Source organism: Mesorhizobium sp. 1B3, from assembly GCF_050958605.1.
Lineage (GTDB): Bacteria > Pseudomonadota > Alphaproteobacteria > Rhizobiales > Rhizobiaceae.
In genome coordinates, this window is the sequence record NZ_JBJHDO010000008.1 from 194617 (window position 1) to 218896 (window position 24280).

24 protein-coding genes are annotated in these 24280 nt (G+C 64.5%); 12 read left to right on the forward strand and 12 right to left on the reverse strand.

The features are described from left to right. Positions 1-70 precede the first annotated feature (70 nt). From ACCO56_RS21690 to ACCO56_RS21725, 8 genes are read right to left on the reverse strand one after another with little or no spacing between them, the layout of a single operon-like run. Complete coding sequence (locus ACCO56_RS21690) at positions 71-2494, reverse strand: xanthine dehydrogenase family protein molybdopterin-binding subunit (RefSeq protein WP_433642935.1); 2424 nt, start codon at positions 2492-2494, stop codon at positions 71-73. Next, the gene (locus tag ACCO56_RS21695) at positions 2491-2976 is read right to left on the reverse strand and encodes a (2Fe-2S)-binding protein (protein ID WP_433642936.1); all 486 of its coding nucleotides are present in this window, start codon (positions 2974-2976) and stop codon (positions 2491-2493) included. Before ACCO56_RS21695 ends, ACCO56_RS21690 begins: the two co-directional genes overlap by 4 nt. Continuing rightward, positions 2973-3851: an FAD binding domain-containing protein gene (locus ACCO56_RS21700; protein WP_433642937.1), complete on the reverse strand. Its 879-nt coding sequence runs from the start codon at positions 3849-3851 to the stop codon at positions 2973-2975. The genes ACCO56_RS21695 and ACCO56_RS21700 overlap by 4 nt, the downstream gene beginning before the upstream one ends. Further along, positions 3848-4414, reverse strand: coding sequence for a cupin domain-containing protein (locus tag ACCO56_RS21705; protein ID WP_433642938.1), 567 nt, complete (start codon positions 4412-4414; stop codon positions 3848-3850). Before ACCO56_RS21705 ends, ACCO56_RS21700 begins: the two co-directional genes overlap by 4 nt. A 9-nt stretch (positions 4415-4423) precedes the next feature. Then, positions 4424-5236: an acetoacetate decarboxylase family protein gene (locus ACCO56_RS21710; protein WP_433642939.1), complete on the reverse strand. Its 813-nt coding sequence runs from the start codon at positions 5234-5236 to the stop codon at positions 4424-4426. A gap of 2 nt (positions 5237-5238) precedes the next feature. Next, positions 5239-6270: a fumarylacetoacetate hydrolase family protein gene (locus tag ACCO56_RS21715; protein WP_433642940.1), complete on the reverse strand. Its 1032-nt coding sequence runs from the start codon at positions 6268-6270 to the stop codon at positions 5239-5241. Further along, positions 6267-7676 carry an amidohydrolase family protein gene (locus ACCO56_RS21720; protein ID WP_433642941.1) on the reverse strand — a complete coding sequence of 470 codons (1410 nt, stop codon included), beginning with the start codon at positions 7674-7676 and terminating at the stop codon, positions 6267-6269. Before ACCO56_RS21720 ends, ACCO56_RS21715 begins: the two co-directional genes overlap by 4 nt. Positions 7677-7701: 25 nt before the next feature. Next, positions 7702-8355 (reverse strand): TetR/AcrR family transcriptional regulator, encoded by a 654-nt coding sequence (locus ACCO56_RS21725; protein WP_433642942.1) that lies wholly within the window; start codon positions 8353-8355, stop codon positions 7702-7704. Positions 8356-8464: 109 nt separating this feature from the next. Between ACCO56_RS21725 and ACCO56_RS21730 the strand changes: the two genes are divergently transcribed. The 5 genes from ACCO56_RS21730 to ACCO56_RS21750 all read left to right on the forward strand — a co-directional run bounded on the left by ACCO56_RS21730 (position 8465) and on the right by ACCO56_RS21750 (position 13789). Beyond that, positions 8465-9583 (forward strand): ABC transporter substrate-binding protein, encoded by a 1119-nt coding sequence (locus ACCO56_RS21730; protein ID WP_433642943.1) that lies wholly within the window; start codon positions 8465-8467, stop codon positions 9581-9583. 73 nt (positions 9584-9656) lie between these two features. Beyond that, positions 9657-10526 (forward strand): branched-chain amino acid ABC transporter permease, encoded by an 870-nt coding sequence (locus ACCO56_RS21735; protein ID WP_433642944.1) that lies wholly within the window; start codon positions 9657-9659, stop codon positions 10524-10526. Continuing rightward, positions 10523-12280, forward strand: a complete 1758-nt coding sequence (locus ACCO56_RS21740) for a branched-chain amino acid ABC transporter ATP-binding protein/permease (protein WP_433642945.1) — start codon at positions 10523-10525, stop codon at positions 12278-12280. Before ACCO56_RS21735 ends, ACCO56_RS21740 begins: the two co-directional genes overlap by 4 nt. Next, positions 12273-12965 carry an ABC transporter ATP-binding protein gene (locus ACCO56_RS21745; RefSeq protein ID WP_433642946.1) on the forward strand — a complete coding sequence of 231 codons (693 nt, stop codon included), beginning with the start codon at positions 12273-12275 and terminating at the stop codon, positions 12963-12965. The genes ACCO56_RS21740 and ACCO56_RS21745 overlap by 8 nt, the downstream gene beginning before the upstream one ends. A gap of 41 nt (positions 12966-13006) precedes the next feature. Next, complete coding sequence (locus ACCO56_RS21750; RefSeq protein ID WP_433642947.1) at positions 13007-13789, forward strand: cyclase family protein; 783 nt, start codon at positions 13007-13009, stop codon at positions 13787-13789. A gap of 181 nt (positions 13790-13970) precedes the next feature. Here the strand turns inward: ACCO56_RS21750 and ACCO56_RS21755 are convergent, their stop codons facing one another. The 3 genes from ACCO56_RS21755 to ACCO56_RS21765 are packed head-to-tail and all read right to left on the reverse strand — an operon-like array spanning position 13971 to position 17239. Beyond that, the gene (locus ACCO56_RS21755) at positions 13971-15038 is read right to left on the reverse strand and encodes an HlyD family secretion protein (RefSeq protein WP_433642948.1); all 1068 of its coding nucleotides are present in this window, start codon (positions 15036-15038) and stop codon (positions 13971-13973) included. A gap of 18 nt (positions 15039-15056) precedes the next feature. Further along, the gene (locus ACCO56_RS21760; protein ID WP_433642949.1) at positions 15057-16757 is read right to left on the reverse strand and encodes an MFS transporter; all 1701 of its coding nucleotides are present in this window, start codon (positions 16755-16757) and stop codon (positions 15057-15059) included. A gap of 29 nt (positions 16758-16786) precedes the next feature. After that, entirely contained in the window at positions 16787-17239 is a 453-nt protein-coding gene (locus ACCO56_RS21765) for a MarR family winged helix-turn-helix transcriptional regulator (protein WP_433643041.1), read from the reverse strand. A gap of 175 nt (positions 17240-17414) precedes the next feature. On the opposite strand from ACCO56_RS21765, the gene ACCO56_RS21770 reads away from it, so the two are divergent. Genes ACCO56_RS21770 through ACCO56_RS21800 form a run of 7 tightly spaced genes read left to right on the forward strand, consistent with a single transcriptional unit; the run spans position 17415 to position 23896 of the window. Continuing rightward, positions 17415-18419, forward strand: a complete 1005-nt coding sequence (locus ACCO56_RS21770; RefSeq protein WP_433642950.1) for an AAA family ATPase — start codon at positions 17415-17417, stop codon at positions 18417-18419. An 8-nt stretch (positions 18420-18427) separates the two neighbouring features. Next, positions 18428-19336: a DUF58 domain-containing protein gene (locus ACCO56_RS21775; protein ID WP_433642951.1), complete on the forward strand. Its 909-nt coding sequence runs from the start codon at positions 18428-18430 to the stop codon at positions 19334-19336. Next, positions 19320-19784 carry a DUF4381 family protein gene (locus tag ACCO56_RS21780; RefSeq protein WP_433642952.1) on the forward strand — a complete coding sequence of 155 codons (465 nt, stop codon included), beginning with the start codon at positions 19320-19322 and terminating at the stop codon, positions 19782-19784. The genes ACCO56_RS21775 and ACCO56_RS21780 overlap by 17 nt, the downstream gene beginning before the upstream one ends. Further along, positions 19781-20761 carry a VWA domain-containing protein gene (locus ACCO56_RS21785; protein WP_433642953.1) on the forward strand — a complete coding sequence of 327 codons (981 nt, stop codon included), beginning with the start codon at positions 19781-19783 and terminating at the stop codon, positions 20759-20761. Before ACCO56_RS21780 ends, ACCO56_RS21785 begins: the two co-directional genes overlap by 4 nt. Continuing rightward, entirely contained in the window at positions 20758-21687 is a 930-nt protein-coding gene (locus ACCO56_RS21790) for a VWA domain-containing protein (RefSeq protein WP_433642954.1), read from the forward strand. Before ACCO56_RS21785 ends, ACCO56_RS21790 begins: the two co-directional genes overlap by 4 nt. Continuing rightward, on the forward strand, positions 21684-22523 hold the full coding sequence (locus ACCO56_RS21795; protein WP_433642955.1) for a tetratricopeptide repeat protein: 840 nt from the start codon (positions 21684-21686) through the stop codon (positions 22521-22523). The genes ACCO56_RS21790 and ACCO56_RS21795 overlap by 4 nt, the downstream gene beginning before the upstream one ends. After that, positions 22517-23896 carry a hypothetical protein gene (locus ACCO56_RS21800; RefSeq protein WP_433642956.1) on the forward strand — a complete coding sequence of 460 codons (1380 nt, stop codon included), beginning with the start codon at positions 22517-22519 and terminating at the stop codon, positions 23894-23896. The genes ACCO56_RS21795 and ACCO56_RS21800 overlap by 7 nt, the downstream gene beginning before the upstream one ends. Here ACCO56_RS21800 and ACCO56_RS21805 read toward each other — a convergent pair whose 3' ends face one another. Next, positions 23897-24202, reverse strand: a complete 306-nt coding sequence (locus tag ACCO56_RS21805) for a ribbon-helix-helix domain-containing protein (protein ID WP_433642957.1) — start codon at positions 24200-24202, stop codon at positions 23897-23899. It lies immediately after the preceding gene. Positions 24203-24280: the final 78 nt, after the last annotated feature.

Here is a 24280-nt window from a genome sequence, read left to right on the forward strand (position 1 = left end):
ACTGGGCCCGCTCCGGATGCCTCAGAACAGCGGGTCCGTGCCCCGGCACGGCCGCGCCAAAGATGCCATTTCAGCGTGTCGAACCGGCCGCCGCGCGCCGCATTTCGTGGAGGGCCGACGGCGTTACCGGCAGCGTTGCTACGAACAGCTTTTCGTCGCGGAACGCATCGTCGATCGCGGCCGCCACGGCTGGCATGCAGGCCAGCCGACCGCCCTCGCCACACCCTTTGATCCCGAATTCGGTGAAGGGCGACGGCGTTTCGACATGATCGACCACGATGTCGGGCACCTCGTGCGCCGTAGGGACCGCATAGTCGGCCAGCGATGCCGTCAGCAGTTGGCCCTCCGGGTCGTAGCGATAGATCTCATAGAGCGCCGTGCCTATGCCCTGTGCGATGCCGCCGCGGATCTGACCCTCGACGATGCGTGGGTTAACGATAGTACCTGCGTCATGGACGGCGACATATTTGAGGATCCGCGTCTGGTTCGTGCGCTCGTCGATCTCGACCGCGACGATGTGACAGGCATGGCCGACGATCGGATAGAAGACGCCGAGGTCCGATTTGTCGGCCTTCGGCATCGTCGTATAAGGGTGATCGTAAGTGTATTCGGCCGACAGCCCGCTGCTAAAGTCGCCTCCCTCCGGGAAGGAAAGGCGGAAGCTGTGCGCGGCACGCGCAATATCGGCAAATGAAACGGCGCGTGACGGACCCGCGACGAGCGCGACATGCTCGTCGCGGATCTCGATTTCCACCTCCGGAACACCCAGCATATGGGCGCCGAAGCGCAGGATCTTGGCGCGCAACTGTTCCGCGGCGCCGGCGATCGCGCCGGCCAGCATGACCGTGTAGCGGCTGCCGACCGGCCCCTTGGAGATCAAACCGCTTTCGGTCGAGGCATAGTTGACGGCGATCCGATCCGGATCGATTTGGAGATATTCGGCCGTCAGTTGCTTGGCTGTCGTCTCGGGGCTGTTTCCCCAATGCGGCGCAAAGATCGTGACCACGGCAACGCCGTCGGGATTGATCCGGATGCGCGCGCTCTCCGGGCTGCTCGTCTGGGGGAATCCCGGCTTCTCATCCAGGAACCAGAGCTCGGTGACAGACAGCACACTGCGCTCGTTGACTGTGGCGATGCCGACGCCGATCCGCTTACCCTCGGCCCGCGCCTGTTCCTTGCGCTGCTCCCAGTCGCGAAGATCGATGTGCGACAGCGCCTTGTCCAGAACTTGCTGATAATCGCCGCTGTCGTAGATGTTTCCGTTGGGGATTCGGTACGGGAACTCATGGCACCCGATGAAATTCTGCTGGCGCAGTGCGATCCGGTCGCGCCCCGTTTCCTCGGCCGCCGCATCCACGAGCCGTTCCAGGACGAAATTGCCGACCTCGCCGCCGAAGCCACGATAGGGTGCCTGTTGCGTCTTGTTCGTGAGGACCGCCGTCACTTCGTATTCGAGCGCCGGAATCCGGTAGGGGCCTGTCGCCTGGGCAAGCGCATTGCCATGCGAACCCATGTTCATCATGAAATAGGCGCCGTAATCGTCGATGACCCGCAGCCGCAGGCCGGTGAAGGTGCCGTCGGCCGCGACCGCCAGCTCCGCGTCATAGACGCGATCGGAGGCATGCTGGTTGCCGTTGGCCATGTGCTCGAGCCGATCCTCTAGATATTTGACCGGCCGTCCGGAGAGTCGGGCGAGACCGGCCGCGATCAGCGGCACGTGGTAGAGCGAGGATTTCCCGCCGAAACTGCCTCCGACGTCGCTGATATGGAAGTTCATCTGGAAAGGCTCGACGCCAAGCGCCCGCGCCAGCCGAGCACCGATCACGCTCTGCTGCGACATGTTCGAATGGACGGTGAATTTCCGCTCCGCCCGGTCGTAGTCGACGACGGCCCCCGATGTCTCGATCGGCTGGGGTGAGACGCGGGGCCAGCGGAGCCGGCGGCGAACCACATGGGACGCCTCGTCGAATGCGCGATCCACCGGGCCCCAGACATTGCGGCTGTGGTGGACGACGTTGCTGCCCCGTTCGGGATGCAGCAGCGCATCGCCGGTCGCATGCACGGCCTGCTCCGGGTCCACCACCGGGGGCAACAGCTCGTATTCCACTTCGATCAGGGCGAGTGCATCCTCGGCGACATAGCGGGACGAGGCGACCACTGCTGCGACCGGCTCGCCGACATGACGCACTGTCTCGACGGCGATGCAATGCTGCACGACCGGTGGCGATGACAGCGTCGGCATCGGCCCCACGCTCTCGGCGAATTCCCTGCCCGAGACCGCGAGGTAGACGCCCGGCAGAGCACGGGCCGCATCCAGATTGATCGACACGATCCGTGCATGCGCATGCGGGCTGGCAAGCACCGCGGCATGTGCCATGCGCGGCAGTTTCACGTCATCGATGAAACGACCGCGTCCCGAAAGAAGCCTCAAATCTTCGGGACGCTTCAGATTCTGGCCGATCCAGCGGAAATTGCGTCGATCGCCGGCCATCATGCGTCCTCCCTGCGCTGTACGCGATCGGCCGCCAGAATCGCGTCGACGATCGTCTCGTAGCCGGTGCAGCGGCACAGATTGCCGGAGATCGCCTCCCGGACATCTTCCCGCTCGAGCGGACTCCCGTGGCTCAGCAATTCGGTCGCGGTCATCAGCATGCCCGGCGTGCAGAAGCCGCACTGCAGGCCATGGCTGTCGCGAAACGATGATTGCAGCGGCGACAGTTCGCCGTCCGCGAGAAGCAGACCTTCGACGGTCCTCACCTCCGCTCCGTCGAGCTGGGCTGCGAACATGAGGCAGGCTCTCACCGTGCGTCCGTCGACCAGGATGGTGCAGGCTCCGCACACGCCGTGTTCGCAGCCGACATGGGTGCCTGTCAGTCCGAGGCGGTCGCGCAGGAAGTCCGACACCAGCAGGCGGGATTCCACCTCCTCCTCGATGCGTTCGCCATTGACCGTCAGTGCGATTGAAATCGCGTTCATGCCTGCGTTCCTTCGCTTCGCGCCGCCGCAGCAATGATGTTGCGCTCGAGCAGTGCCCGTGCGGCCTCCCTTCGATAGTCGGCCGAGATCCCAGGGGCGTCGAGGAACTCGATCGCATCGATCTGCGCCGAGACCGCGTCCTGGACGGTCTTTCCGACAAGCGGTGCCCCCGCGAGGATAGCCTCCGCCGTAGAGGCGCGCTCCGCCCGGTCCGCCACGCCGCCGATCGCGATACGCGCCAATTCGATGGTTCCTTCATTCGCGACCACTTCCGCCGCGACGGACACGATCGCGAAATCCCCCTTGCGCAGGCTCACCTCCTCGAACGCGGAACCCGCACGCGGATCAGGACGCGCGACACGGATCTCCACGAGCAGTTCGTCTGCCTCCAGTGCCGTCGTGAAGACGCCAAGAAAGAAATCTTCGGCACTGACGTTGCGGGTGGCTTTCTTGCTTTCGATGACGAATTCCGCATCCAGCGCGGTAAGCACCACGGGCACTTCCGAGGCCGCGTCGGCGTGAGCGACATTGCCGCCGATCGTGCCGCGATTACGGATCGTGTGATGCGCGACGTTCTCATAGGCCATCGCCAAGAGCGACAGATGTTTACGCACCAGCGGATGTCGCATGACGTCGTTATGCCTTGTCAGCGCACCGATGGCGATGCAGTCCGTTCTTTCCTCGACGAAGGCGAGTTCGGAGAGCCGGTTGATGTCGATCAGCACAGAGGGTTGTGCCATGCGGAAATTCATCATCGGCACCAGGCTCTGACCGCCGGCGAGGATCTTGGCGTCACCATCGCGATGGGTATCGAGCAACTGGAGCGCCTCGACCTTGGTCGCCGGTCGTAGATAGTCGAATGGTGCGGGCTTCATGACCGTTCGCTTTGTCCGGGAGCAGCCGCGTCCATGAGCACCCCCATCATCAGCGCGGGCTCGTCGCCGAGATTGACCCATGCGTGGTTCGTCCCGCGCTGGATCACCACGTCGAATGGTTTCAGTTCCGTCTCCTCCTGATCGAGGATGAGGAGGACCCTTCCTTTGAGAAGCATGATGTAGTCGAGCGTGTGCGACTTGTGCATCGAAGGATGTCGAGTCGTATCGACGCGCAGATGCGCCGCGCCCATTCGCTCGAAAGCCGTTGCGGCCGCACGATTTGCCGCTTCCGCATCGTCACCGGTGCCGGATCTTGGACCCAACTGGAAGAACCGGAAAACCGTACCGCCCTCCGGCGGCTCGAGCCTGACCGGCAAGGCAGCGCCATCGGCGACGGCCAGCGCGGGCGGCATTCCATCGGTGGCCCACAGATTGATCAGGCCGCGACCTGGCCCCGATTGCAGGACGTGCGGAACAGGAGCGTCAGACAGTATGCGCGAGCGTCCTGCCGCGGTATTTTCGGTCACGATCCGCCGGAAGGGCGGCAACGGGTCATCGGTCATCGAATATCCTCAATACAGGCGGCGCTGGTCGGCGAGATCCTTGCCGCCGCGCGTCTCGCTGATCGTCGCGCCGCGCGCTTCGAGAATCGGCAAAGCGGCAAGCCCTTGGACGATGTGGAACTGCGTCGGCATCTCTTCCCATCCGGTCGGGTGGAAGGTGACGGTTCCCAGGGCACGAAGGAAGCGAGTGGTCCGCTGCTGGCTACCGCCCGGTGGGGTGTGGCAGGCATAGGCGATGTCGGTCCCACCCCAATTGCCAGTCGAGGGCACGTATTTGTAGTGCAACGTCCCGCCCGTGGCTGGGCCGACCGGAACCGGCGGCTCTGCCTCCCGGGCGTCGTGGAGTTCGATGTCGATGAACCGGTGTCCGAGCCAGGAGGCGCCATGACATTCCTTGCCCCGCAAGATCCGCGGCTCGGGGATTTCCGCATACAACTTCGAGAAACCGAGTTCGTCGCGTCCGGTGAGGATCGGGTCGGCAAGGTTCTCCCACAGGACGGCGAGGAACATGCCGGTCACCTCGTCCGATGCACCGCGGAAGGTTGCTGGGAACTTGACGCCCAGCGTGTTGTAGCCTCGGCCGGCCAGCCACTCCAGTTCGGTGAAGTACTGGACCTCAACCGTCACCACCGGCTCTCCCGCCAGCGAAAAGCCCGGTGGGAGGAGGCGGCCGAGCAAGGCAGCGTCGGTCAGGTAGCTTGTGGTGACCGCGCGCCGGCGTGGTGTATCCGACCAGTCGAAGGGTTGGCCGTCTGGGCCTTGGCGCGGTCCGGCGCTGGGGCCGAAACCGTAGGGCATGCGATGGACGAGACTTGACGGCATGGTCACGCCGCCCACGCGGTGTCGCTGCCGACCGGAAAGTAAATCTGCTCGATCGCGCCGAATAGCGAATCGCCCTCGTGTCCGAACATCTCGATGCGAACGGTGTCGCCGGGCTGCATGAAGGGGGTCGTGGGCCGGCCGGCAGTGATGGTCTCGATCATCCGCAATTCGGCGATGCATGAATAGCCGACGCCGCCCTCGTCGACCCTGCGGCCGGGGCCTCCGTCCTCGCTGCGGTTGGAGACCGTGCCGGAGCCGACGATGGTCCCTGCCGAAAGCCGCCGCGAGCGGGCCGCATGGGCAATCAGCGTGCCGAAGTCGAACGTCATGTCGATACCTGCGTCGGGCCTGCCGAACGCGCTGCCATTGAACCAGCTGTGGAGTGGCAGGTGCAGGCGCCCCTCTCTCCACGCGTCACCCAAGGCGTCGGGAGTTACGGCGACCGGCGAGAACGACGACGCCGGCTTCGATTGGAAGAACCCGAAGCCCTTGCCCAACTCGCCTGGAATGAGGTTGCGCAGCGATACGTCATTGCACAGCATGACCAGCCGGATCGCGGCCAGCGCCTCATCGCGGCTCGCGCCTAGCGGGACGTCGTCGACGACGACGGCGATCTCGCCCTCGAAATCGACACCCCAGCCCGGGTCCGGCAGGTCGATCGGGTCGCGGGGTCCGAGGAACGCGTCGGAGCCGCCCTGGTACATCAGAGGATCGGTCCAGAATGATGCGGGCAGCTCCGCGCCGCGCGCGCGACGCACAAGATCGACATGATTCACATAGGCGGATCCGTCCGCCCACTGGTATGCGCGAGGCAGCGGCGACGCACAGCCGGCCGGGTCGAAGGCGAACCCGGCCTCGTCGCCGCTTTCCAGCCTGCGCTCCAGGTCGCGCAGGCGTGGCTCCACCTCGGCCCAGCGGTCGAGCGCCGACTGCAGGGTCCCAGCAATGGGGCTCGCGTCGGCCGCACGACGCAGATCGGAGGACACGACGACGAGACGCCCGTCGCGTCCGCCCTTCAGGCTGGCGAGCTTCACTTTACATCTCCTCCCGTCGCGCGCGCCAACTCCGAGCCATAACTGGCCCGCGTCGTCGTCTGGCCGGTCTTGTTCATGGCCTCGGCGAAACCCGCGGCCAAATGATCGGCCGATGCCTGCGCGCGCTGCCGCACCGCTTCGATGTCCACGCCGACGAGGCGACCGCCGCTCTTGCGCATCTCGCCGGCTACCAACACGGTGTCGATGTCCGATGGGCGAACCTGAAGCACAAGCGACGCGATCGGATCCGGCGTGCGCGGCGCGTGGTGAATCCCCTCCTGCCGCACGAGGATGATGTCGGCCTGCTTGCCGGTCGCGAGCGAACCGATCTGCGAGTCCAGCCCTATCGCACGGGCGCCATCAATGGTCGCGAAGTCGTAGACGTCCCGCACCTTGAGATCGATGGTGGACGGCATGCGGCCGGCGTCCAAGGTTTTTTGATTGTCGATCGCGCGGGCTGTCTGCAACGCCATGCGCATCTGCGCGAACATGTCGCCGGAATAGTCGGAAACGATGTCTATGCCGAGCGTCGGCCGCAATCCCACGGCGAGTGCACGATTCGTCACCGGAATGCCCATGCCCATCTGCAACTCGGTCTCAGGCGTGATGGACAGTGCGCCACCGCTGTCGGCGATCATCTTCAGTTCGTCGTCGCTCGAGGCATTGCAGTGGACGTGCAGCATGCGCGGGCCGAGCAGGCCGGCCTCGTGGAGGCGGCCGACGCTATCGGGCGTCGACAATGTGCCCATGTGCATCGTGAGCGGGAGATCGAAGTCACGCGCTACGGCGATCTCGTCCGCCGTGTGGGCGACCGGGATCAGATTGAACTCCGTCAGCGCGATCCCCATCGTGACCAGGGCGCCGGCGGGTCGCGACCGGAAGCGCCCGTCGAAGAAATGGCGCGCATGCGCAACCCGCGCGTCGTGGTCTGCAAAGCTGCGCGGCTCCGCCGGCACATCGTAGAAGCCGTAGTAGAATTGCCCGCGGATGCCGGCGCGGTCGAGTCCCTCGACCCCGGCATCGGCGTGTTCCGGCGTCCGCATGATGTGGCAGAAGTCGCAGATCGTCGTGATGCCGGCGTCGAGCGCCTCCAGCGCTCCTGCATAGGTGCTGATCCACACATCCTCGGGGCGGTAGGCGGTGGCATAGCCGAGCCGTATGAAGCGGATGTATTCCACCAGGCTCCAGTCCGCCGCCACGCCACGGATCGATGTCTGCCAGATGTGGCGATGGGTGTCGACGAAGCCCGGAGCGATGAGCATGCCGGCAGCATCGACGACCCTGGCATCTGCCGCGTCGATAGCGGTCCCGATGGCCGCGATGCGGCCGCCCTCGATCAGAAGATCGGCCGGTTCGTGCGGACCGCCGACGATGCGCCCGCCCTTGAGCAAGATCCTTTGGGACAACGGTAGCTACTCCTGGTTTGGATTGTCAGTCGAGCGGCGCGGCCGGCGGGGCCTGCATGCCGACCTTCATGAAGGCGATCGCGTAGCGCAGCGCTCCTTCCGGATCGGAAAGACTGAACTCCTCGCCGAACACCGGCTGGAGACGACCATTGTCGGCGCGGATGTAGAGCATGGCGCCGTAGACGCAGGCGACGCGCCAGAACAACTCTTCGCGCGACAGATGCGGACACGCCCTGGCGACAGCGTCGGCGAAGGCACGGGCCACCGCGTCATAAGCCTGAAACAGGATCCGCTTCACTTCGGGACTGGGATCCGTCGAGGCGCGGCCCGACAACAGACGAAACGCGCGCTCGCCATCGTTGCGCGGCTTGCGCAGTGTCGGCTCGATGAATGCGCGCAGCACGACCTCGACATCCGGCGCTCCTTCGCTGCCGGCGACCGCGGCCTCTATCTTGGCAATACGCTCCCGGTTCAACGGCTCGAGGCGCCGCCGGAAGACCGCTTCGAGCAGGTTCTCCTTCGAACCGAAATGATAGTGGACGGCGGCCGAGTTCGCGTTCGCCTCCTCGGCGATCATACGGGTCGGCACATTGCCGTAGCCGCGCTCCGCGAACAGGCGCTCCGCGACATCCATCAGCCGCTCCCGGGTATCCGAAGCGGCATCCTGTACCTCACTCATTCGCATTCCTCCGTTGCCTCTGCATAATTCAGCCGACTGATTAAAGCAAGCGCTTGACATACGTCCGAAAGTCGGTTTGTTTGCGCCGCCATCCACAGGGAGGACCTTCATGACAATTCTCAAGCGCCATGTGGCGGCGCTGACGCTCGGTGTCGCGCTCGCCATAGCAAACCAGGCCGGAGCCCAAGAGGGCAGCCCGGTGAAGATCGGCCTGATCAACCCGATCAAGACCCTCATCGGCAAGCAGAACGTCGAGGGCGCCGAACTCGCCGTCGCCATGATCAACAAGGAAGGTGGCATCCTCGGGGGCCGCAAGGTCGAGCTGATTACCTACGACACCAACTTTGCGCCGCCGGATGGCGTCGCGGCCGTGCAGCGCCTTCTCACCCAGGACGAGGTGAAAGTGATCGCGGGCGAGATCTCGAGCAGCGTCGCTCTCGCGGCCATCCCCGTGGTCGAGAGTGAGGAGGCGATCTTCGTTGCTTCGGTGCCGAAGCATCCCGACGTGACCAAATCGGGCTACGACCGGGTCTTCCGGATGAACTCGACAACGGCGCTGGACGCGGAGTCCTTCGACAAGTTCCTGGTCGAGACGGTAAATCCGCAGAAGGTCGCCATCCTCGCCGAGAACAGCGACTTCGGCCAGGTAACGATCAGCCACATGAAGGAGCTGTTCGGCGACAAGCTGGTTTATTCCGACACGTTCGGCATGCAGCAGAGCGACTTTGCCGCGATGTCGACCAATGCCCGTTCCTCGGGCGCCGACATGATCTGCATCGTCGGGTCCAACATGGAGCAGTATGGCAACATCCTTCGCGCCCTGTCCGATCTCGGCTTCGACGGACGGCGCTGCCTGATGCCGGGCATCCTGAACACGCAGGGCGTCCAGATCGCCGGTGCAGCGGCCGAGAGCGCCTTCAGCGCCGACATCTACGTCGCCGGCCTCGACAACGAATTCAACAAGCGCTTCGTCGCCGCCTTCGAAGAGAAGTTCGGCCGCAAGCCGGAGAAGATCGAGGTCTTGGGTTTCGAATCGGTCTGGATTGCCGCCAAGGCCATGGACAAGGCCGGAACCGCCGAAGACACCGGCAAGATCGCCGAGACGATCCGCTCGGAAACGTGGGAAACGCCGCGCGGCCAGGTGTCGTTCGATGAGGACGGCCAGGCATCGAGCGGAGAGCTGATCCGGCTGGTCGTCAAGTCGGGCGAGATCGTCGTCGACCGATAGGCGCCCGGAAACCTCCCAGGGGAGGCGGGGGCGGCGCGCCCCGCGCCTCCCCCCGCCGCACGCGGGGCATTCGATGTTTGAACTCCTTCTCCAGCAGGCCGTGAACGGACTGACGCAGGGAATGGCCTACGCGCTCGTGGCGCTAGGCCTGACCATGATCTTCGGCGTCCTTCACGTCATCAATTTCTCCCAGGGCGAACTCTACATGTTCGGCGGGCTTGGCGCGGTCCTTGCGACGACCATGCTCGGACTGCCCTACGGAGCCGCCCTCATCGTCGCCATCCTCGCAGTTGTCGTCGTCGCGGCTGTAGTCGACCGCGTGGCCGTGAGGCCGGTTCTGCCGACGAAGGACGGGCCGTCGACGGTGCTGCTGAGCACATTCGCGATCAGCCTGCTCTTGCACCAGTCGGTCCTGTCGACCTGGGGCCCGAATCCGGCCCGCGTCGACGGGCTGGATGGAAGCCTGTCGCTCGGCCCCGTGGTCATCACCAATCACCGGCTGCTGGTGCTCGCGTCGGGCGTGGCCATTCTGCTCCTGGTCGAATATGTGCTGCGCCGGACCAAGGTCGGCCGCCAGGTGCGGGCGGTGGCGCAGAGCGAGTTCGCCGCCCGCGTCGTCGGGATCGATGTCGCCCGCATCCGCACCCTCACTTTCCTCGGCGCGGCGGCAATCGCCGCCGCGGCTGGCGCGCTGATCGCGCCGGTCAGCCTGTTTACCCCCTCCATGGGCCAGCACGCCATCATCACCGCCTTCGTCGTCGTCGTCATCGGCGGCATGGGCAATGCCACCGGCGCCGTGACCTGCGGCCTGTTGCTAGGCCTGCTTGAGGCCCTCGCCAGCGCGTTCATGCCGCAGGAAATGGGTACCGCCATCATCTACGGACTGCTTCTGGTGTTTCTGCTCGTTCGGCCGAACGGCCTGTTCCCGGGGCGCGCCCGATGAGACGCGGCCTCGTCCTTGTGGTGCTGCTCCTTGCGGTCGCGGCTCCCATCCTCCTTGCCGGCCAAAGCTACTATAGCGGCCTGCTTGCGTATGCCGCGGTGCTCGCGATCTTCGGGCTGTCGATCAACCTTACCGTCGGCTATCTCGGATTGATCTCCTTCGGCCACGCGGCGTTCTTCGGTCTCGGCGCCTATGTGGCGGGGCTCACGATCATCAATCTTGGCGTCAACTATTGGGTTATGCTGCTTATCGCGCCCATTCCGGCCGCGCTGCTCGGCGCTCTGGTCGGGGTGGCCTCGGTGCGTCTGGGAGGCGCCTATTTCGCGATCGCCACGCTCACGACCGCTGAGATCCTGAGGCTCGTCGTCTCCAACTGGATCGACCTGACGCGCGGCCCGCTCGGGCTGATCGTGCGCAGGCCCCGCGTCGAAAAGATAGAATCGCTTGGTCTCGTCTTTCACCAGTACTATCTGCTTGCCGCGCTCGCCGGTCTTGCCGTGGCCGTCTTCGTCGTGCACCGGTTGCTGAACAGCCCGACCGGCCGCTCGTGGATGGTCATTCGCGAGTCCAACGATCTGGCCGAGAGCATCGGCATTCGCACGATGCGCCAGCGGGTCGTCGCGATTGCCATCTCGGGGGGCCTTGCCGGGTTCGCGGGCGTGCTCTTCATCCCGCGCACGCTGGTCCTGACGCCGGACCTGTTCAACCCGATGTTCTCTGCAACCGGCCTCCTGATCGCCATTCTCGGGGGCAAGGGGACGCTGATCGGTCCGCTCCTCGGCGGAGCGATTTTCGCGGCCCTTCCGGAAACGCTGCGCTTCGTCGACGAATACCGCATCGCCATCTTCGCGATCATCCTGCTCGCGGTCATCCGCATACAACCCGGCGGGCTCGCCAGGCTGTTCCGGCTTTCCACTCCCTTCCGGTTGCCAACTGCCCCCGCGCCGCGCGGCGACCTCGCCTTCGAACCCTCGCCGGTACTCTCGGTCAAGGGGCTGACGAAGCGCTTCGGCGGCCTGACCGCAGTTGAGGACGTCTCGATGACGATCGAGCCGGGCGAGCTTGTGGGGATTATCGGCCCGAACGGCGCCGGAAAGACGACCTGCCTGTCCCTCATCAGTGGCTTCACTCCGCCCACCGGCGGCGAGGTGCGCTATGGCGAACGACGGATCACGGGCAATGCGCCGAGCATGCTTGTGGCCGAGGGCCTGGCACGCACCTTTCAGCAGGCGGCGCTCTGCGGCAGCCAGACGGTATTCGAGAACGTGCTGGCGGCGGCCTCGTCGTTCGAGCGCGAGACGGCGCTGGCCTCGGTGCTGCGGGGAGCCGGCTGGCGGGAGCGGGAGGCGCGGCGCGTCCAGCGCGCCTGGGATTGCCTGCGGTTCGTGGGCCTCGACGACAAGGCTTCCGTGGAGGCGGGTTCGCTGCCCTATGGCGAGCAGAAGATGCTGGCCATCGCCGTTTCACTGGCAACCAGCCCACGCCTGTTGATGTTGGACGAACCCGCGGCCGGGCTCAACCACACCGAGGCCAACAGGCTGGCCGAGCTCCTGCGCGAATTACGCCGGCGCGGGCTGACCATCGTGCTCGTCGACCACAATTTGCGCATGATGATGTCGCTGTGCGACCGCATCATCGTCCTCGATCGCGGTCGACTGATCGCGCAAGGCACGCCTGCCGAGGTCCAGGCCGACAAAGCGGTCATCGACGCCTATCTGGGCGGCGGCAAGCCCCAGGAGGCGCAGGATGCTTGAATTGTCCGGAGTGTCGGTCACTTATGAGAAGGTCCGTGCGGTCGAGAACATTGCAATCACGGTCGCGCCCGGTGAAGCCGTCGCGCTGATCGGCGCCAACGGGGCCGGCAAGTCGTCGATCCTGAAGGCCATCCTCGGTCTCGCCGCCTCATCGGGCTCGATCCGCGTCGACGGCCACGAACTGGCCGGCATTCCGAGCCATCTTCGCGTCGCGCGCGGTGTGGCACTGTCGCCCGAGGGGCGCCACGTCTTCCCACAGATGACGGTGCTGGAGAATCTGGAGATGGGGCTCGCCAGTGGCGGCGATTTTCGGTCGCTCACCGACGACATGTTCGGCCTGTTCCCGCGCCTGCGCGAACGCAGCGACCAGCTCGCGGGCAGCATGTCGGGTGGCGAGCAGCAGATGCTCGCGATCGGACGTGCCCTGATGTCGCGTCCGAAGGTGCTGATGCTCGACGAACCAACGCTTGGGCTCGCCCCTATCGTTGTCGACCAGCTGCGCGAGCTCATCGGTATCCTCAAGGCGAGAGGCATGACGATCCTGCTTGCTGAGCAGAATGCCGAGATGGCGCTCGCCGCCACCGACCGGGCCTATGTCCTCGAAACGGGCAGGCTCACCAAGTCGGGCCCGTCGGCCAGCCTGGCGGCGGATCCGGCGATCCGCAGCGCCTATCTCGGGCTGTGAACTCAACCAGCCTTCGATCAGCAAGACGGACGCCATTCCCGATGCCGCGCATCATAGACCTGTCCATACCCATCGAGAACGATGTCGTCAGCGACCCGGAGTTCTCCCGGCCGGAAATCAGCTATCTCTCCCACGACATGACGTTGGACCGGATGCGCGTGTCTTTCCCGGACCTCCAAAGCCATCATCTGCCGGAGGGGGCGGCCTGGGCGATCGAGAAGCTGGTGGTGACCACCCATCATGGCACGCATCTCGACGCGCCCTATCATTTCCATCCCACCACAAATCATGATCTGGTGTCGGGCGGGGAACCTTCGCCCACGATCGATGAAATCCCGCTCGACTGGTGCTTCCGTCCCGGCGTCAAGCTGGATTTCCGCCATTTCCCCGACGGCTATGTCGCCACGCCCGATGATGTCCGCGCCGAGCTCGACCGGATCGGTCATGTGCTGCAGCCGCTCGACATCGTCGTCGTCAATACGCGCGCCGGATCGTGCTACGCGCAGGAGGGCTATGTGACGGCGGGTTGCGGCATTGGCCGGGAGGCGACTCTTTTTCTTCTGCGCCAAGGCGTGCGGATCACGGGAACGGATGCCTGGAGCTGGGACGCACCGTTCAACTACACCCGCGAACGAGTAGAGGAGACCGGTGATTACGGGCTGGTCTGGGAAGGCCACAAAGCCGGACGTCAGCGACTCTACTGCCATCTGGAGAAGCTTCACCAGCTTGAATTGCTGCCGCCGACCGGCTTTACCGTCGCCTGTTTCCCGGTCAAGATCCGCAAGGCATCGGCCGGCTGGACGCGGGCGGTGGCGTTGCTTTGACCGCGATGTTTTTGGTGGTGACCATCAACGAAGCATCCGCAGCTCGGGTCGATCGCAAGGCTTTATTGCGCGACAACGGGATGGTTGAAGCGGAAGGTCCGCAGCGGTCTATGGCCGCCCTGACCTGCCGGCCCCTCCAGGCCGGCCGTTTTGACCACCGCCGACCGAAACGCCCGGCCGTTTATTGCGCCGCCAGCCTTGGGTTTTCGGAAACAGCGCTGGTATCGATGCTGACGATCACGGACATTCCCGGAGCCAGGCGATCCGCGAGAGCCTCTCCGCTGTCGATCTCGATGCTGACGGGGATGCGCTGCGCCACCTTGGTGAAATTCCCGCTTGCATTGTCGGCCTTGATTACGGCGAATTCCGAGCCGGTGGCTGGCGAGAAGCGGACGATGTGTCCGCCCACCCTCGCGTGATTGAGCGCATCGACACTGAAGGTCGCGGGCTGGCCGGCTCTCATGCCGGCCACCTGTGTTTCCTTGAAATTGGCGACCACCCACTTGCGGTCCGGCACCAGGCTTGTCAGTTGCGAGCCGGCCGTCACATAGGCACCGACGCCGATGCCCACGGTCCCTAACACTCCGTCTTCCGGCGCCGTTATGCGAGTGTTGTCCAGATCGATCTTGGCGAGTTTCACCGCGGCCCCGGCCTGGGCCACATCGGCCTGCAACGCCTGGCGACCCACCAGGACCTGGGCGAGAGCCTGCCTCGCCACCTCGAGTCGCGCCCGAGCTTCGCCCATCGCTGCTTCCGCCTGTCTTGCGGCGTTTCGGGCTACGTCGACTTCGCTCTGTGTCGCGAAGCCTTTGCCGACGAGCGCTTCGCTGCGTTTCAGATTCGCTTCCGCCAATTCCGCCGCAGCCTGTGCACTGGCCACGCCGGCTTCGGCGAGTGCGATCTGCGCCCGCCCGCTCGCCTCCTGCTGGCTCGAAGCGGCAAGCGCTGCCTTCTTGCCGGCGAGCGTCGCCTGTGCCTGCTGAAGCTTCTGCGCATAGATGCGATCGTCGATGCGCATGATGAGATCGCCCTTCTTGACGTGAACATAGTCAGTCACCGGAACTTCCGCGACATAGCCGGGAAGCTGCGGGCTGAGGATCGTCACATTGCCGCGGACATACGCGTCGTCGGTCCGTTCGATCGTCGTCTGGAACGGTGGCAGGCTGAACGCGCGCAGGATCAGGAGCGCGCCGATCGCGCCGACAAGGAGCGCGACATAGGTGGGGAAGTGCTTGAACAATCTGGACATCGTTTTTGTAAGCTACGGCTATGCTTGTTGTGAGAGGGCAGGCGCTTTGGAATAGACGCGGCCGAAATGCTGCCAGCCCATTTTCAGGACGAGGACGCCTGCGGCCAGAGCCGACGCCACGGAGATGACGAAGAAGGCGTCGGCGTAGGCAAGCGCGTAGGCTTGTTGTGTCGCTTGCTGGGCCAGCAGTGCGGTACCCTCTGCCTTTGTGAGGATTGGATCGGTGAGCACCTTGCCATAGGCCCCGCCGAGTTGCGCGATGCGTTGCGCCACCAGCGGATTGGTCGAGACCAGATGCTCGACGATGGCTGCTGAATGAAATTTTTCCCGGATGACGACGAAGGTTCCGAACAGCGCCGATCCGATCTGCCCTCCGATGCTCTGCGTGAACAGGAATACGACCAGGAAACTCAGGATGTAGTTCATGCCCTTCTTGAGGGCGTTGACGAAGCCCATCGCCATGGCGGGCGCGAGGAAGAGCGAGCTTGCAACCGATATCATTGCCTGACTGGCATACATCTGCTCGGGACGTGTTAGTACGGTCACTCGCGAATCCATATATGCGCCGACAGCTAGCAGCGTGAGTGATACGGCATGAATCGCGGGTTCCCGGCCAGGCTTCAGCACGGCCGCGCAGATGAGACCCCCAACGACCGTGGCGCCGAGGATCACGGCATAGAGACCCCTCTGTTGGTCGTTGACCAGGCCGAGCTGCTGGAAGAAGCCGCTGATGCCGCTCGATTGTTCCGACATCAGTATCCGGAAGAGCATCAGCACGCCGGCGAAATGCAATACCCCGGGTGACAGCAGCCATTTTATGTCCAGTAAGGGATATTTGCGATTGATCTCTATCGCGACGACCGTGGCGAGGCTGCCGATCGAAGCCAGTCCCAGCCATCCCAGCCACGGCGCTTCGGTCCACCAATAATAGCGCCCCATTACGAGCACGACGGACAGGGTGCCGAAGCCGACGGCAAGAAACAGATAGCTCACCACATCCATGACGCCGAGCACCTTGACCTTCGGCGGCGAGTTGAGCGGCAGCTTGTAGATCAGCGCAAAGCTGATCAGCGCCAAGCCGACCTCCAGGAGATAGACCGGTTGCCAACCGCCGAGATCGAACAGCGTCGGCGAGATGAGGCGCGCGATCGGCATTCCGAGCGCCGTGTTGACCATCGCGAGTGGCATGCCGATCGTCATCTTCTTGTCGGGTGGGAAACACTCCAACAGATAGAGGAAACTCAACGTCGACATCGGCGCCGCCACTATGCCGGCGAAAAAGCGCGCCACGATGGCGGTTTCTAGTCCACTGGCAACCAGATGCAGCGCGTTGACTGCGATGAAGAGGATGATTGCCAGTTCCGCGAAACGCCTCAATCCGAATTGCGCCCTGATCTTGACGAGCAACAGGGAAAGGCTCGCATTGGGCGCCATGTAAGCCGCCGTCAGCCACAATGCCTCGTTGATCGATGCCGAGAACTCGCCCGAGACCTGATAGAGATTGGCGTTCACGAAGTTGAGACCCAGGCCGTAGGTGACGGCGATCAACACCGATGTCGCGGCGTATCCGGCTGCGACCAACGGATGCCGCGAAACGTATGGCGCAGGTGCAGGCAGCGACGGCGGCGGCTCGGGCGGCCCTTCGAACAGGCGGCTCGCCCGATAAAGGAGCGGCCTGCGGTCGCGCCCTTTCGTCCCTCTTTCGGGAGCATCGCCCATGGCGGGGCTTCTCACTGCGGATCCCAACATTACCCGCCAAACCGCGAAGCCAAAGCATCGGTATTCGATACCATTCTGCGGAGGGTTCCGAGAGCCGCTCGAAGGTCGGGCTTGTCGATGCCCGCAAGGACCTCGCCTTCGATCTGCTGGGCAAGTTCGTCCACCAGTTCGGAGAGCCGAAGACCCTCCTTTGTCAGCACCACCTGCTTGGCCCGTCGATCGCCTTGCACTTCCTTGCGCTGGATCAATCCCTGAGCCTCCAGACCATCGATGATACGGACCAGGGTCGCGGTCTCGATTTCGAGCTCCTCGGCGAGCGCCTTCTGGTTGGACGCCTCGCAGCGCGCGATGCGCAGCAGGGTTCGGGCACGAGCCAGCGTCAGTCCTTTCGCGCGCACCCGCGCATCGAACAGGGTGCGGATCTTGCGGCTGACCTTCGCAACTTCCTCGAGGATCCCGAATCGTTCTGTCTTCGGCCGCATCATTAGCTCACACATGAATAGGAAGCTATTAATTTATAGCCTATATATCCCTTTCGCAAGGGGCGGTGCTCCGAATCTCGGGAAGGCCTTTGATCATGGATCGCGTGCGCTGACCGGATCGAACGTTGACTCGCCGAGCACAGACACCGTAGGTTCGATCTCAAGGCACCGGTTCATGAGCGTGGAGGCGTCCATGAAGGCGGGTGCGGCTGTTTCCAATTCAAGTGACGGCGACGTCTGGCGTAATCTTGAGCGCCACCTGCGATCATCCGTGGTTGGAAACGAGAAGCTGATCGAGCGCCTGTTGATCGCGCTCATCGTCGGCGGCCATGTTTTGATCGAGGGCGCGCCAGGCCTTGCCAAAACGCGCGCCGTCAAGAAGCTGGCCGGAGGCATGGACGTCAGCTTCGGGCGCATACAGTGCACGCCGGACCTTATGCCGGCGGACCTGACCGGCACGCCGGTATGGCGGCCGGACCAGGGCGAGTTCGAATTCGTCGCCGGGCCGCTTTTCCATTCGCTCGTCCTGGTGGACGAGATCAACCGCGCCCCACCCAAGGTGCAATCCGCGCTCCTGGAGGCGATGGCGGAGCATCAGGTCACGGCGGGCGGGCAGACGCATCCGCTGCCCGACCCGTTCATGGTCGTCGCGACGCAAAACCCGATCGAACAGGAAGGCACCTTCCCGCTACCCGAGGCGCAGCTCGACCGCTTTCTGTTTCACGTTCTCCTGGCTGCGCCCGGCAAGGAGGCGGAACGCCAGATCCTCGACCTCGTCGAGAACGAGCAGTTCGGCCAACAGATCGCGGAAACCGATTTCAGGATCGAAAAGAATGCGATCGTGGAAACGCGGGCGGCGGCCGCCAATATCCATCTCGCCCCAGCGCTGAAGGATTACATCGTGCGGCTGGTCATGGCCACGCGCGACCGATCGGGCGGCGAGGATGTGGGTTCGAAGATCGAGTACCCGGTCTCGCCGCGTGGCACGCTCTCTTTGGCAGCGGCGGCGCGAACGCGGGCCCTGCTGCACGGACGCGACTATGCGACGCCGGACGATGTCCAGGACCTGGCGTCCGACATTCTCGCCCATAGGCTGGGCCTGACGTGGCAAGCCGTGACCGAAGGCTTCACCAACCGCAGCGTCGTGAATCTCATTCTCGATCGCATCGCCCCTTTGTGAGGCCCGCCATGCAACTGCAATCTCCCAGCGGCCTGTCGATCGATATCTCCGCGCTGCTCAGACTGCGCCATTTGTGCACGGCGCGGGCGCATGCATCCCATCTCAGGGTCGGCGCGATGCCCGGCCCGATCACGACGCGGCGGCAAGGCCGGGGCAGCGAGATCGATGACGTCCGGCCGTGGCATTTCGGCGACGACCTTCGCCATATCGACCGCAACTCGACGGCGCGGACCGGCATGCCGCATGCGAAGACCTTTCGCGAGGAGCGGGAGCAGACGATCGTCCTTGCAGCGGACTTCAGAAGACCGATGCTGTTCGGCACCCGGCGTGCCTTGATGTCGGTTGCCGCCGCCGAGATCCTGTCGCTCTACGGATGGCTTTCCGTCGAAGGAGGCGCCCGCGTCGGCCTCTTCGCTTTCGGCGATGGCGAGCCGGTCTATGTCAAGCCGGCGTCGGGCAACCGAGGCATGATGGCGGTGATTGGCGGCTTGGCCAGAGCCCACCCACGCCTCGACGGGCGGGGACAGGAGGGGTGCGCTCAGCTCGACGCCTGCCTGAACCTGGCGGCTGGGCTGCTGCCCCACAACGCAACGTTGGTGCTGGCAAGTTCACTGGACGCGCCCGGGCGATTCCTAGACGATGCCTTGCACGGACTGCTGCATCGCGGCCGGATCAATGTCGCCTTGATCGATGACGCCTTTAGCCGGCAGGCGCCGAAGGGACGCTATCCATTCGTAACCATGCGCGGGCTTTCCGGCGTTCGCATATGGGCCGACAAATCGTCCGTCGAAAGCAAGAATGGGAACGACGCGTCATGGTTGCGAGGACTCGGCATCGGCGTGGCGACCTTTCTGGCAAGCACGGAGCCGTGCGATCAACTCGATCCGGTCAGGCGGTTTCATGACGGACGCTGGTGATCCCCTCGCCGCCTTGCGGCCAATCCGAATGCCGGTGCTGGACCTCGCCGTCGGCGAACAGCTGCTGGTTGCCGCCTTGCTCGGGCTTGCCTCCGCCATCGTGCTGAGCTTGTTCCTGGCGCTGAAACGCCGGCGCGTCAGCGCGCGCGGGCCGGAGGCGGAGTTGCTGGCCGCGCTCCGCGCCCCCAAGCCAGCCGACGCAGCCGAAAGCCTGGCCGAGCTGGCAGCCGCCCTGCGCAGCTACGTGGCGCGCCGGGAGAACGCCGAGATCGCGAGCGCCCAGGGCGAGCACTGGCTGGCATGCCTCGATTGCGTGCTCGACACGGACTTCTTCAGCAAGGGCGAAGGGGCGGTCTTCGGCGGCGGTCTTTACACGCCGCGGATCGAGGTCGACCCGAAACGCATCGGGGTCATGCTTCAGAGGCTGGTGCGGGAGCGGTGGCGATGATCGGCCAGCCGATCCTTTGGGCCACGCCCTGGGCTTTCGCGCTGCTGCCCATACCGTTGCTGGCCCGCTGGTTGCTGCGTATGCCGGCGCAGACGGAAGCGCGGCTGGTCGTGCCGGATTCACTGGTCATGTCCACGCTGGCCGGTGAGCACGAGACGGCACGGGGCAGGCGGGCGCTGGCGGTAAGCCTGGTCGGCTGGGCGGCCTGGCTGCTACTTGTCGCGGCGCTTGCCGGTCCCCAGAACCTGCAGCCGGCCAGCGGCTTGCCGCTTTCGGGCCGAGACATCGTCCTTGCGATCGATTTCTCCGGCAGCATGGAGCGCAAGGACTTCTTTCTCGACAACAAGGAGGCAAGACGCCTGGATGCGGTCAAGCAGGTGGGGGCAGAATTGCTCCAGCAGCGGCGCGGCGACCGCATCGGACTAGTGGTCTTCGCGGACTCGCCGTTCATCGTGGCGATGCCGACCTTCGATCTCGATGCTGTCGCCACGGCCCTGCGCGATGTCGATATCGGCATGGTCGGCCGCTCGACGGCGATCGGCGAAGGGCTGGGATTGTCGATCAAGCTGCTCAACCGATCGCAAGCCAAGAGCCGGCTGGTGATCCTACTTTCCGACGGCACCAACACGGCAGGGTCCGTCACGGCGGAATCTGCAGCGGGGATGGCGAGCCGGATGGGGGTCAAGGTGCATACGATCTCGCTCGGCACCGATCTGGACGAACGGTCGAGTTCCGGGCAGGGCGGGCCAAAAACGGCAAGCGCGCTCCTGCGGGAAATCGCTAGCGCCGGAGGCGGCGAAGCCTTTCGTGTGCGATCGGTCGAGGACCTGCGTGCGGTCGTCGGCTCGCTGAACAAGCTCGAGCCCAACGAGGTCGGCAACGCTGCCGTGACCGTGCCGCGGGATCTGTGGCATTTTCCAGCTACGCTCGCCGTTTTGATGAGCGTCCTCGGCCATGGCTTGGGACGCCGGCTGTGATCGCGTTCGGCGAAACAGCGATTCTTCGGCCCTACTGGCTCGCTGCCGCCGTGCTGGCGGCGGCGCTGATCTTCTTGTGGCGAGACCGGGGCGGTATCGGCGATTGGGCGAAAGCCATCGATCCGCATCTGCTCGCCTGGCTGCAGCGGCACGGCTATTTCCGCGAGCCGGCATCGAAGGGCGTTGCGCTGTTGTCGCCTTGGCTTTTGGCGGCCTGCATCGTCTGCGCGGCGCTTTCCGGTCCTGCCGTGCGCAAGCCCGCGGCCGACAGTTTCAGGAACCTGGAAGGCGTGATCTTCGCCCTCGACGTATCGCGCTCGATGACGCAAGGGCGGGCCATCGGCCAGGCCGCGGCGGCCGCGCTTCAGGTGGCGGAAGAGATCGATCCGTCGCGTCAGATCTCGATCGTCCTTTATGCGGGCGATGCCTATGCGGCGACGGTTCTGAGCTCCGACCGCTCCTTCCTGCAGCCAGTGCTGACCGGAAATCTGGCGGGAATTGTGGTCGAAGGCGGCAGCAGGCCCGCGAGGGCCTTCGATGAAATCGGGAAGATCTTTGCCGACAGTGCCATGATTGCCGGTGACGTCGTCTTCTTCACAGACGGTGGCGGTGTGGATGACGATACTTTGGCGGCAGCAACCGCCCTTCAAGCGGCGGGCCATCGCGTCCATGCCGTTCTCGTCGACGCCCCGGCTGACGGCGCGCCTGGAGCTGATGGCGACGTCACACGGCGCCTTGCCTTCGCCGGCGGTGGCGTCTTTGCTGAAAATTCCGAGCTGGAAGGCCTTATCCGCACGCTGAACTCGGCCCTGCCGTTGCGTTTGGAGCGGGCAGGCTACGGCGCCCTGATCTGGGAGGATCTTGGACGCTACATGCTTTTGCTGGCGGCCCTTCCGATGCTTCGATTATTCGGACGGCGCGCATGAGGATATTGCTCACAGGCCTTTCATTGGCGCTCGCCGTAGTCGTGCTGGTGCTTGCGACGAACGACCGTTTGGGCCGCCTGCTGCTCCATGCCGGCCATCCCGCCCTGGCCGCAAGACTGCTGCACGATCCCGCCTGGCGCGGCGTCGCCCATTATCAAACCGGCTCTTATGACACGGCGATCCGGGACTGGAAGCAATCCAACGACAACAACAACGCTTACAATCTCGGCAACGCGCTTGCTCGCGACGGCAAGCTGCAGTCGGCGCTGAAGGCTTATGACATCGCTTTGAAGCGAAACCCCGAGGATCAGGACGCCTTGGCGAACCGAAAGCTCGTCCTTGCCGCGCTCGCTGCGCAAAGGAGCGCTGGGAGCCAACCAGTTGGATCGGCGAACGCTTCCGGCGGTCGTGAATCGAGCGCGGCGCGAAGCCAGACGGACCAGGGCGGGGACGATGCCAGTAGCCAGGGCGACGGTATGGCGGGCGACCGACAAGCGTCGGGCGAGGCCGCGCGCGGCGGACGCAACAAGGCCGAGCGGCGCGGCGAGGCGAGCACCAGAACGGCGGAGCAAGGACAGGGTTCCGCGTCTGGATCGGCCAGCGATACGATGGGGCGCGCCGGCGAGGGGGGCGGAACAACGAGCAGGGCCGAAACCGATCTGTCGCAACCAGGCAATGTGCAATCGGGCGAGCAGGAACTCGCCCAAGCAACCAGTCAGTGGTTTGCTTCTATTCCTGACGAGCCCTTGCACTTCGTTCGCCTGCGCATCCAGGCCGAGCGCGGCAAACGGCTTGCGGCCGGCACGGCGCTCCAGGCGGGAGGCGGCCAATGGTGAAGCTCCCTCTGTTCGTCTTTTTCCTAGCTTGTCTGTTCGTTTCGCAGGCTTTTGCCCAGGATACCCGGCCCCCGGCGTCGTTCTGGATCGAGATCGAACCGAAGCAGGGGCCGCGTTTCGTCAAGGAAATGATCGTCGCGCGACTGCATGTTCGCTATGTCCGTCCCGTCGCCCTGGTCAGGATCAAGCCATACGAGACGCCCGACTTCGAGCTTCTGAAGCTCGGCCACGGCAAGGTCTACACGGCTACCGACGACGGCTTCCGCACGCCCGCAGTCGAGGAAACGATCGCTCTCTTCCCGAAAAGAAGTGGCGTATTGACCTTGCCGGCCTTCGAGCAGGAGCTGACCTATATCGACCGTGCGGGAAAGCGCGTCAAAATCGCGCTGAAGACGGAGCCGGTCGAACTCGAGATAGACCCAGCGCCGGTCGCTGACGGGGTCTGGTGGCTGCCGGCGCGGGCGGTCACCGTTCGGGACGAGTGGAGCGCGGATCCGGCTGATCTTCCGCCGGGCGAGCCGGTGCGCCGGACGATCACCGTCACAGCGGCAGCGCAACTGCCGACGAGCCTGCCTCCCGCGCCCGGACTGACGACGCAAGGCTTGATCGTGTCGGCGGCCTCGCCGCGACGCAGCATGGCCATTGGTTTGCCTCTCGAGGACAAGCAAAGGCAGCGGCCAAACGTGAAAGGCCGTCCGATGGATTACGTCGAGAGCGACCGGCCACAGCCAATCTCGTCCGTCAGCTATTCGTGGCTTATTCGCCCCACGACCGGCGATCCCGTCACCATGCCTGAACTCACTTTGCATTGGTTCGACATCGACAAAGGCCAACCGCAAGCCATCGTCCTGCCGGCCCGCAGCGTGGCGTTTCGCGACCCCGGACCTTCGCTGGAGGAAATGGAAGCGGCGCTGGACCTCCAGCCGGCTCAGACAGTCGGAACCGATCGATTGTCGATCACCGATACAATTTTGGCGGGGCTCTTGTTCCTGGCGACATTTGCGGCAACGGCAACCCTTTTCTCTCCCGACTTCCGAACCGCGGCGTTGCAAGCGATCCGCTGGATGCGACTGCGGATTGCGCGGCAGCGCATGATGAATGCTGCGGCGCGCGGCGACGCGCCAGGCATCTGGAAACAATACTCCACCGTGATCAAATCCGGACTGGCTGATGAGCCGGGCGACACCCACCGGGCACCCCTTCGGCGCCTTGAGGGGGTTGTGTTCGGCGGGCATACGTTGCCCAAGGCTCAACTCAGGAGGATCGCCCTCGACTTGGCCAACTGCATCCGGGTGGCGTCTATAACTGACGCAGGATCACCTCGGGGAAAACAACGGCAACGGGCGTTGGTGGAGCGACAGCAGCATGGATGACTACGCGGCACGACGCTGGCATGCCGCGATGTCGGCGGCCGCCGGCCGCGCTCCACGCAGATAGAGCGCGCAAGTGGTGCGCAGCATCGAAGCGAAGTTCGGAATGGCCCCGTTGATCTCGAGCGCCTCTTCATAGAGCGTCGAGATGAACTTCGGCGTCGTCAGCCCTTGGCCGGCCGCGATCTCGTCGAGCAGCGCCCAAAACGTCGCTTCGAGCTGGATGCTGGTCGAATGGCCACCAATGCGGATCGAGCGATTGATCTGGCGATAGCCCTCGGGATCCTGCCCCGCGAACACCCTGCACATCGTCTCCTCCCTTGTTCTTGTCATTTGGCTGCAGTGTGGCTGCCTTTAGTTGCGACATTCGGCCTAAACAGCAGGCCG

Coding starts and splice junctions, on each gene's coding strand:
- ACCO56_RS21705 (WP_433642938.1), bottom strand. CDS start 4,414: ATGACCGATGACCCGTTGCCGCCCTTCCGGCGGATCGTGACCGAAAAT.
- ACCO56_RS21765 (WP_433643041.1), bottom strand. CDS start 17,239: ATGCGGCCGAAGACAGAACGATTCGGGATCCTCGAGGAAGTTGCGAAG.
- ACCO56_RS21780 (WP_433642952.1), top strand. CDS start 19,320: ATGACGGACGCTGGTGATCCCCTCGCCGCCTTGCGGCCAATCCGAATG.
- ACCO56_RS21735 (WP_433642944.1), top strand. CDS start 9,657: ATGTTTGAACTCCTTCTCCAGCAGGCCGTGAACGGACTGACGCAGGGA.
- ACCO56_RS21690 (WP_433642935.1), bottom strand. CDS start 2,494: ATGATGGCCGGCGATCGACGCAATTTCCGCTGGATCGGCCAGAATCTG.
- ACCO56_RS21740 (WP_433642945.1), top strand. CDS start 10,523: ATGAGACGCGGCCTCGTCCTTGTGGTGCTGCTCCTTGCGGTCGCGGCT.
- ACCO56_RS21775 (WP_433642951.1), top strand. CDS start 18,428: ATGCAACTGCAATCTCCCAGCGGCCTGTCGATCGATATCTCCGCGCTG.
- ACCO56_RS21760 (WP_433642949.1), bottom strand. CDS start 16,757: ATGGGCGATGCTCCCGAAAGAGGGACGAAAGGGCGCGACCGCAGGCCG.
- ACCO56_RS21755 (WP_433642948.1), bottom strand. CDS start 15,038: ATGTCCAGATTGTTCAAGCACTTCCCCACCTATGTCGCGCTCCTTGTC.
- ACCO56_RS21725 (WP_433642942.1), bottom strand. CDS start 8,355: ATGAGTGAGGTACAGGATGCCGCTTCGGATACCCGGGAGCGGCTGATG.
- ACCO56_RS21730 (WP_433642943.1), top strand. CDS start 8,465: ATGACAATTCTCAAGCGCCATGTGGCGGCGCTGACGCTCGGTGTCGCG.
- ACCO56_RS21805 (WP_433642957.1), bottom strand. CDS start 24,202: ATGTGCAGGGTGTTCGCGGGGCAGGATCCCGAGGGCTATCGCCAGATC.
- ACCO56_RS21800 (WP_433642956.1), top strand. CDS start 22,517: ATGGTGAAGCTCCCTCTGTTCGTCTTTTTCCTAGCTTGTCTGTTCGTT.
- ACCO56_RS21770 (WP_433642950.1), top strand. CDS start 17,415: ATGAGCGTGGAGGCGTCCATGAAGGCGGGTGCGGCTGTTTCCAATTCA.
- ACCO56_RS21700 (WP_433642937.1), bottom strand. CDS start 3,851: ATGAAGCCCGCACCATTCGACTATCTACGACCGGCGACCAAGGTCGAG.
- ACCO56_RS21795 (WP_433642955.1), top strand. CDS start 21,684: ATGAGGATATTGCTCACAGGCCTTTCATTGGCGCTCGCCGTAGTCGTG.
- ACCO56_RS21695 (WP_433642936.1), bottom strand. CDS start 2,976: ATGAACGCGATTTCAATCGCACTGACGGTCAATGGCGAACGCATCGAG.
- ACCO56_RS21710 (WP_433642939.1), bottom strand. CDS start 5,236: ATGCCGTCAAGTCTCGTCCATCGCATGCCCTACGGTTTCGGCCCCAGC.
- ACCO56_RS21750 (WP_433642947.1), top strand. CDS start 13,007: ATGCCGCGCATCATAGACCTGTCCATACCCATCGAGAACGATGTCGTC.
- ACCO56_RS21745 (WP_433642946.1), top strand. CDS start 12,273: ATGCTTGAATTGTCCGGAGTGTCGGTCACTTATGAGAAGGTCCGTGCG.
- ACCO56_RS21785 (WP_433642953.1), top strand. CDS start 19,781: ATGATCGGCCAGCCGATCCTTTGGGCCACGCCCTGGGCTTTCGCGCTG.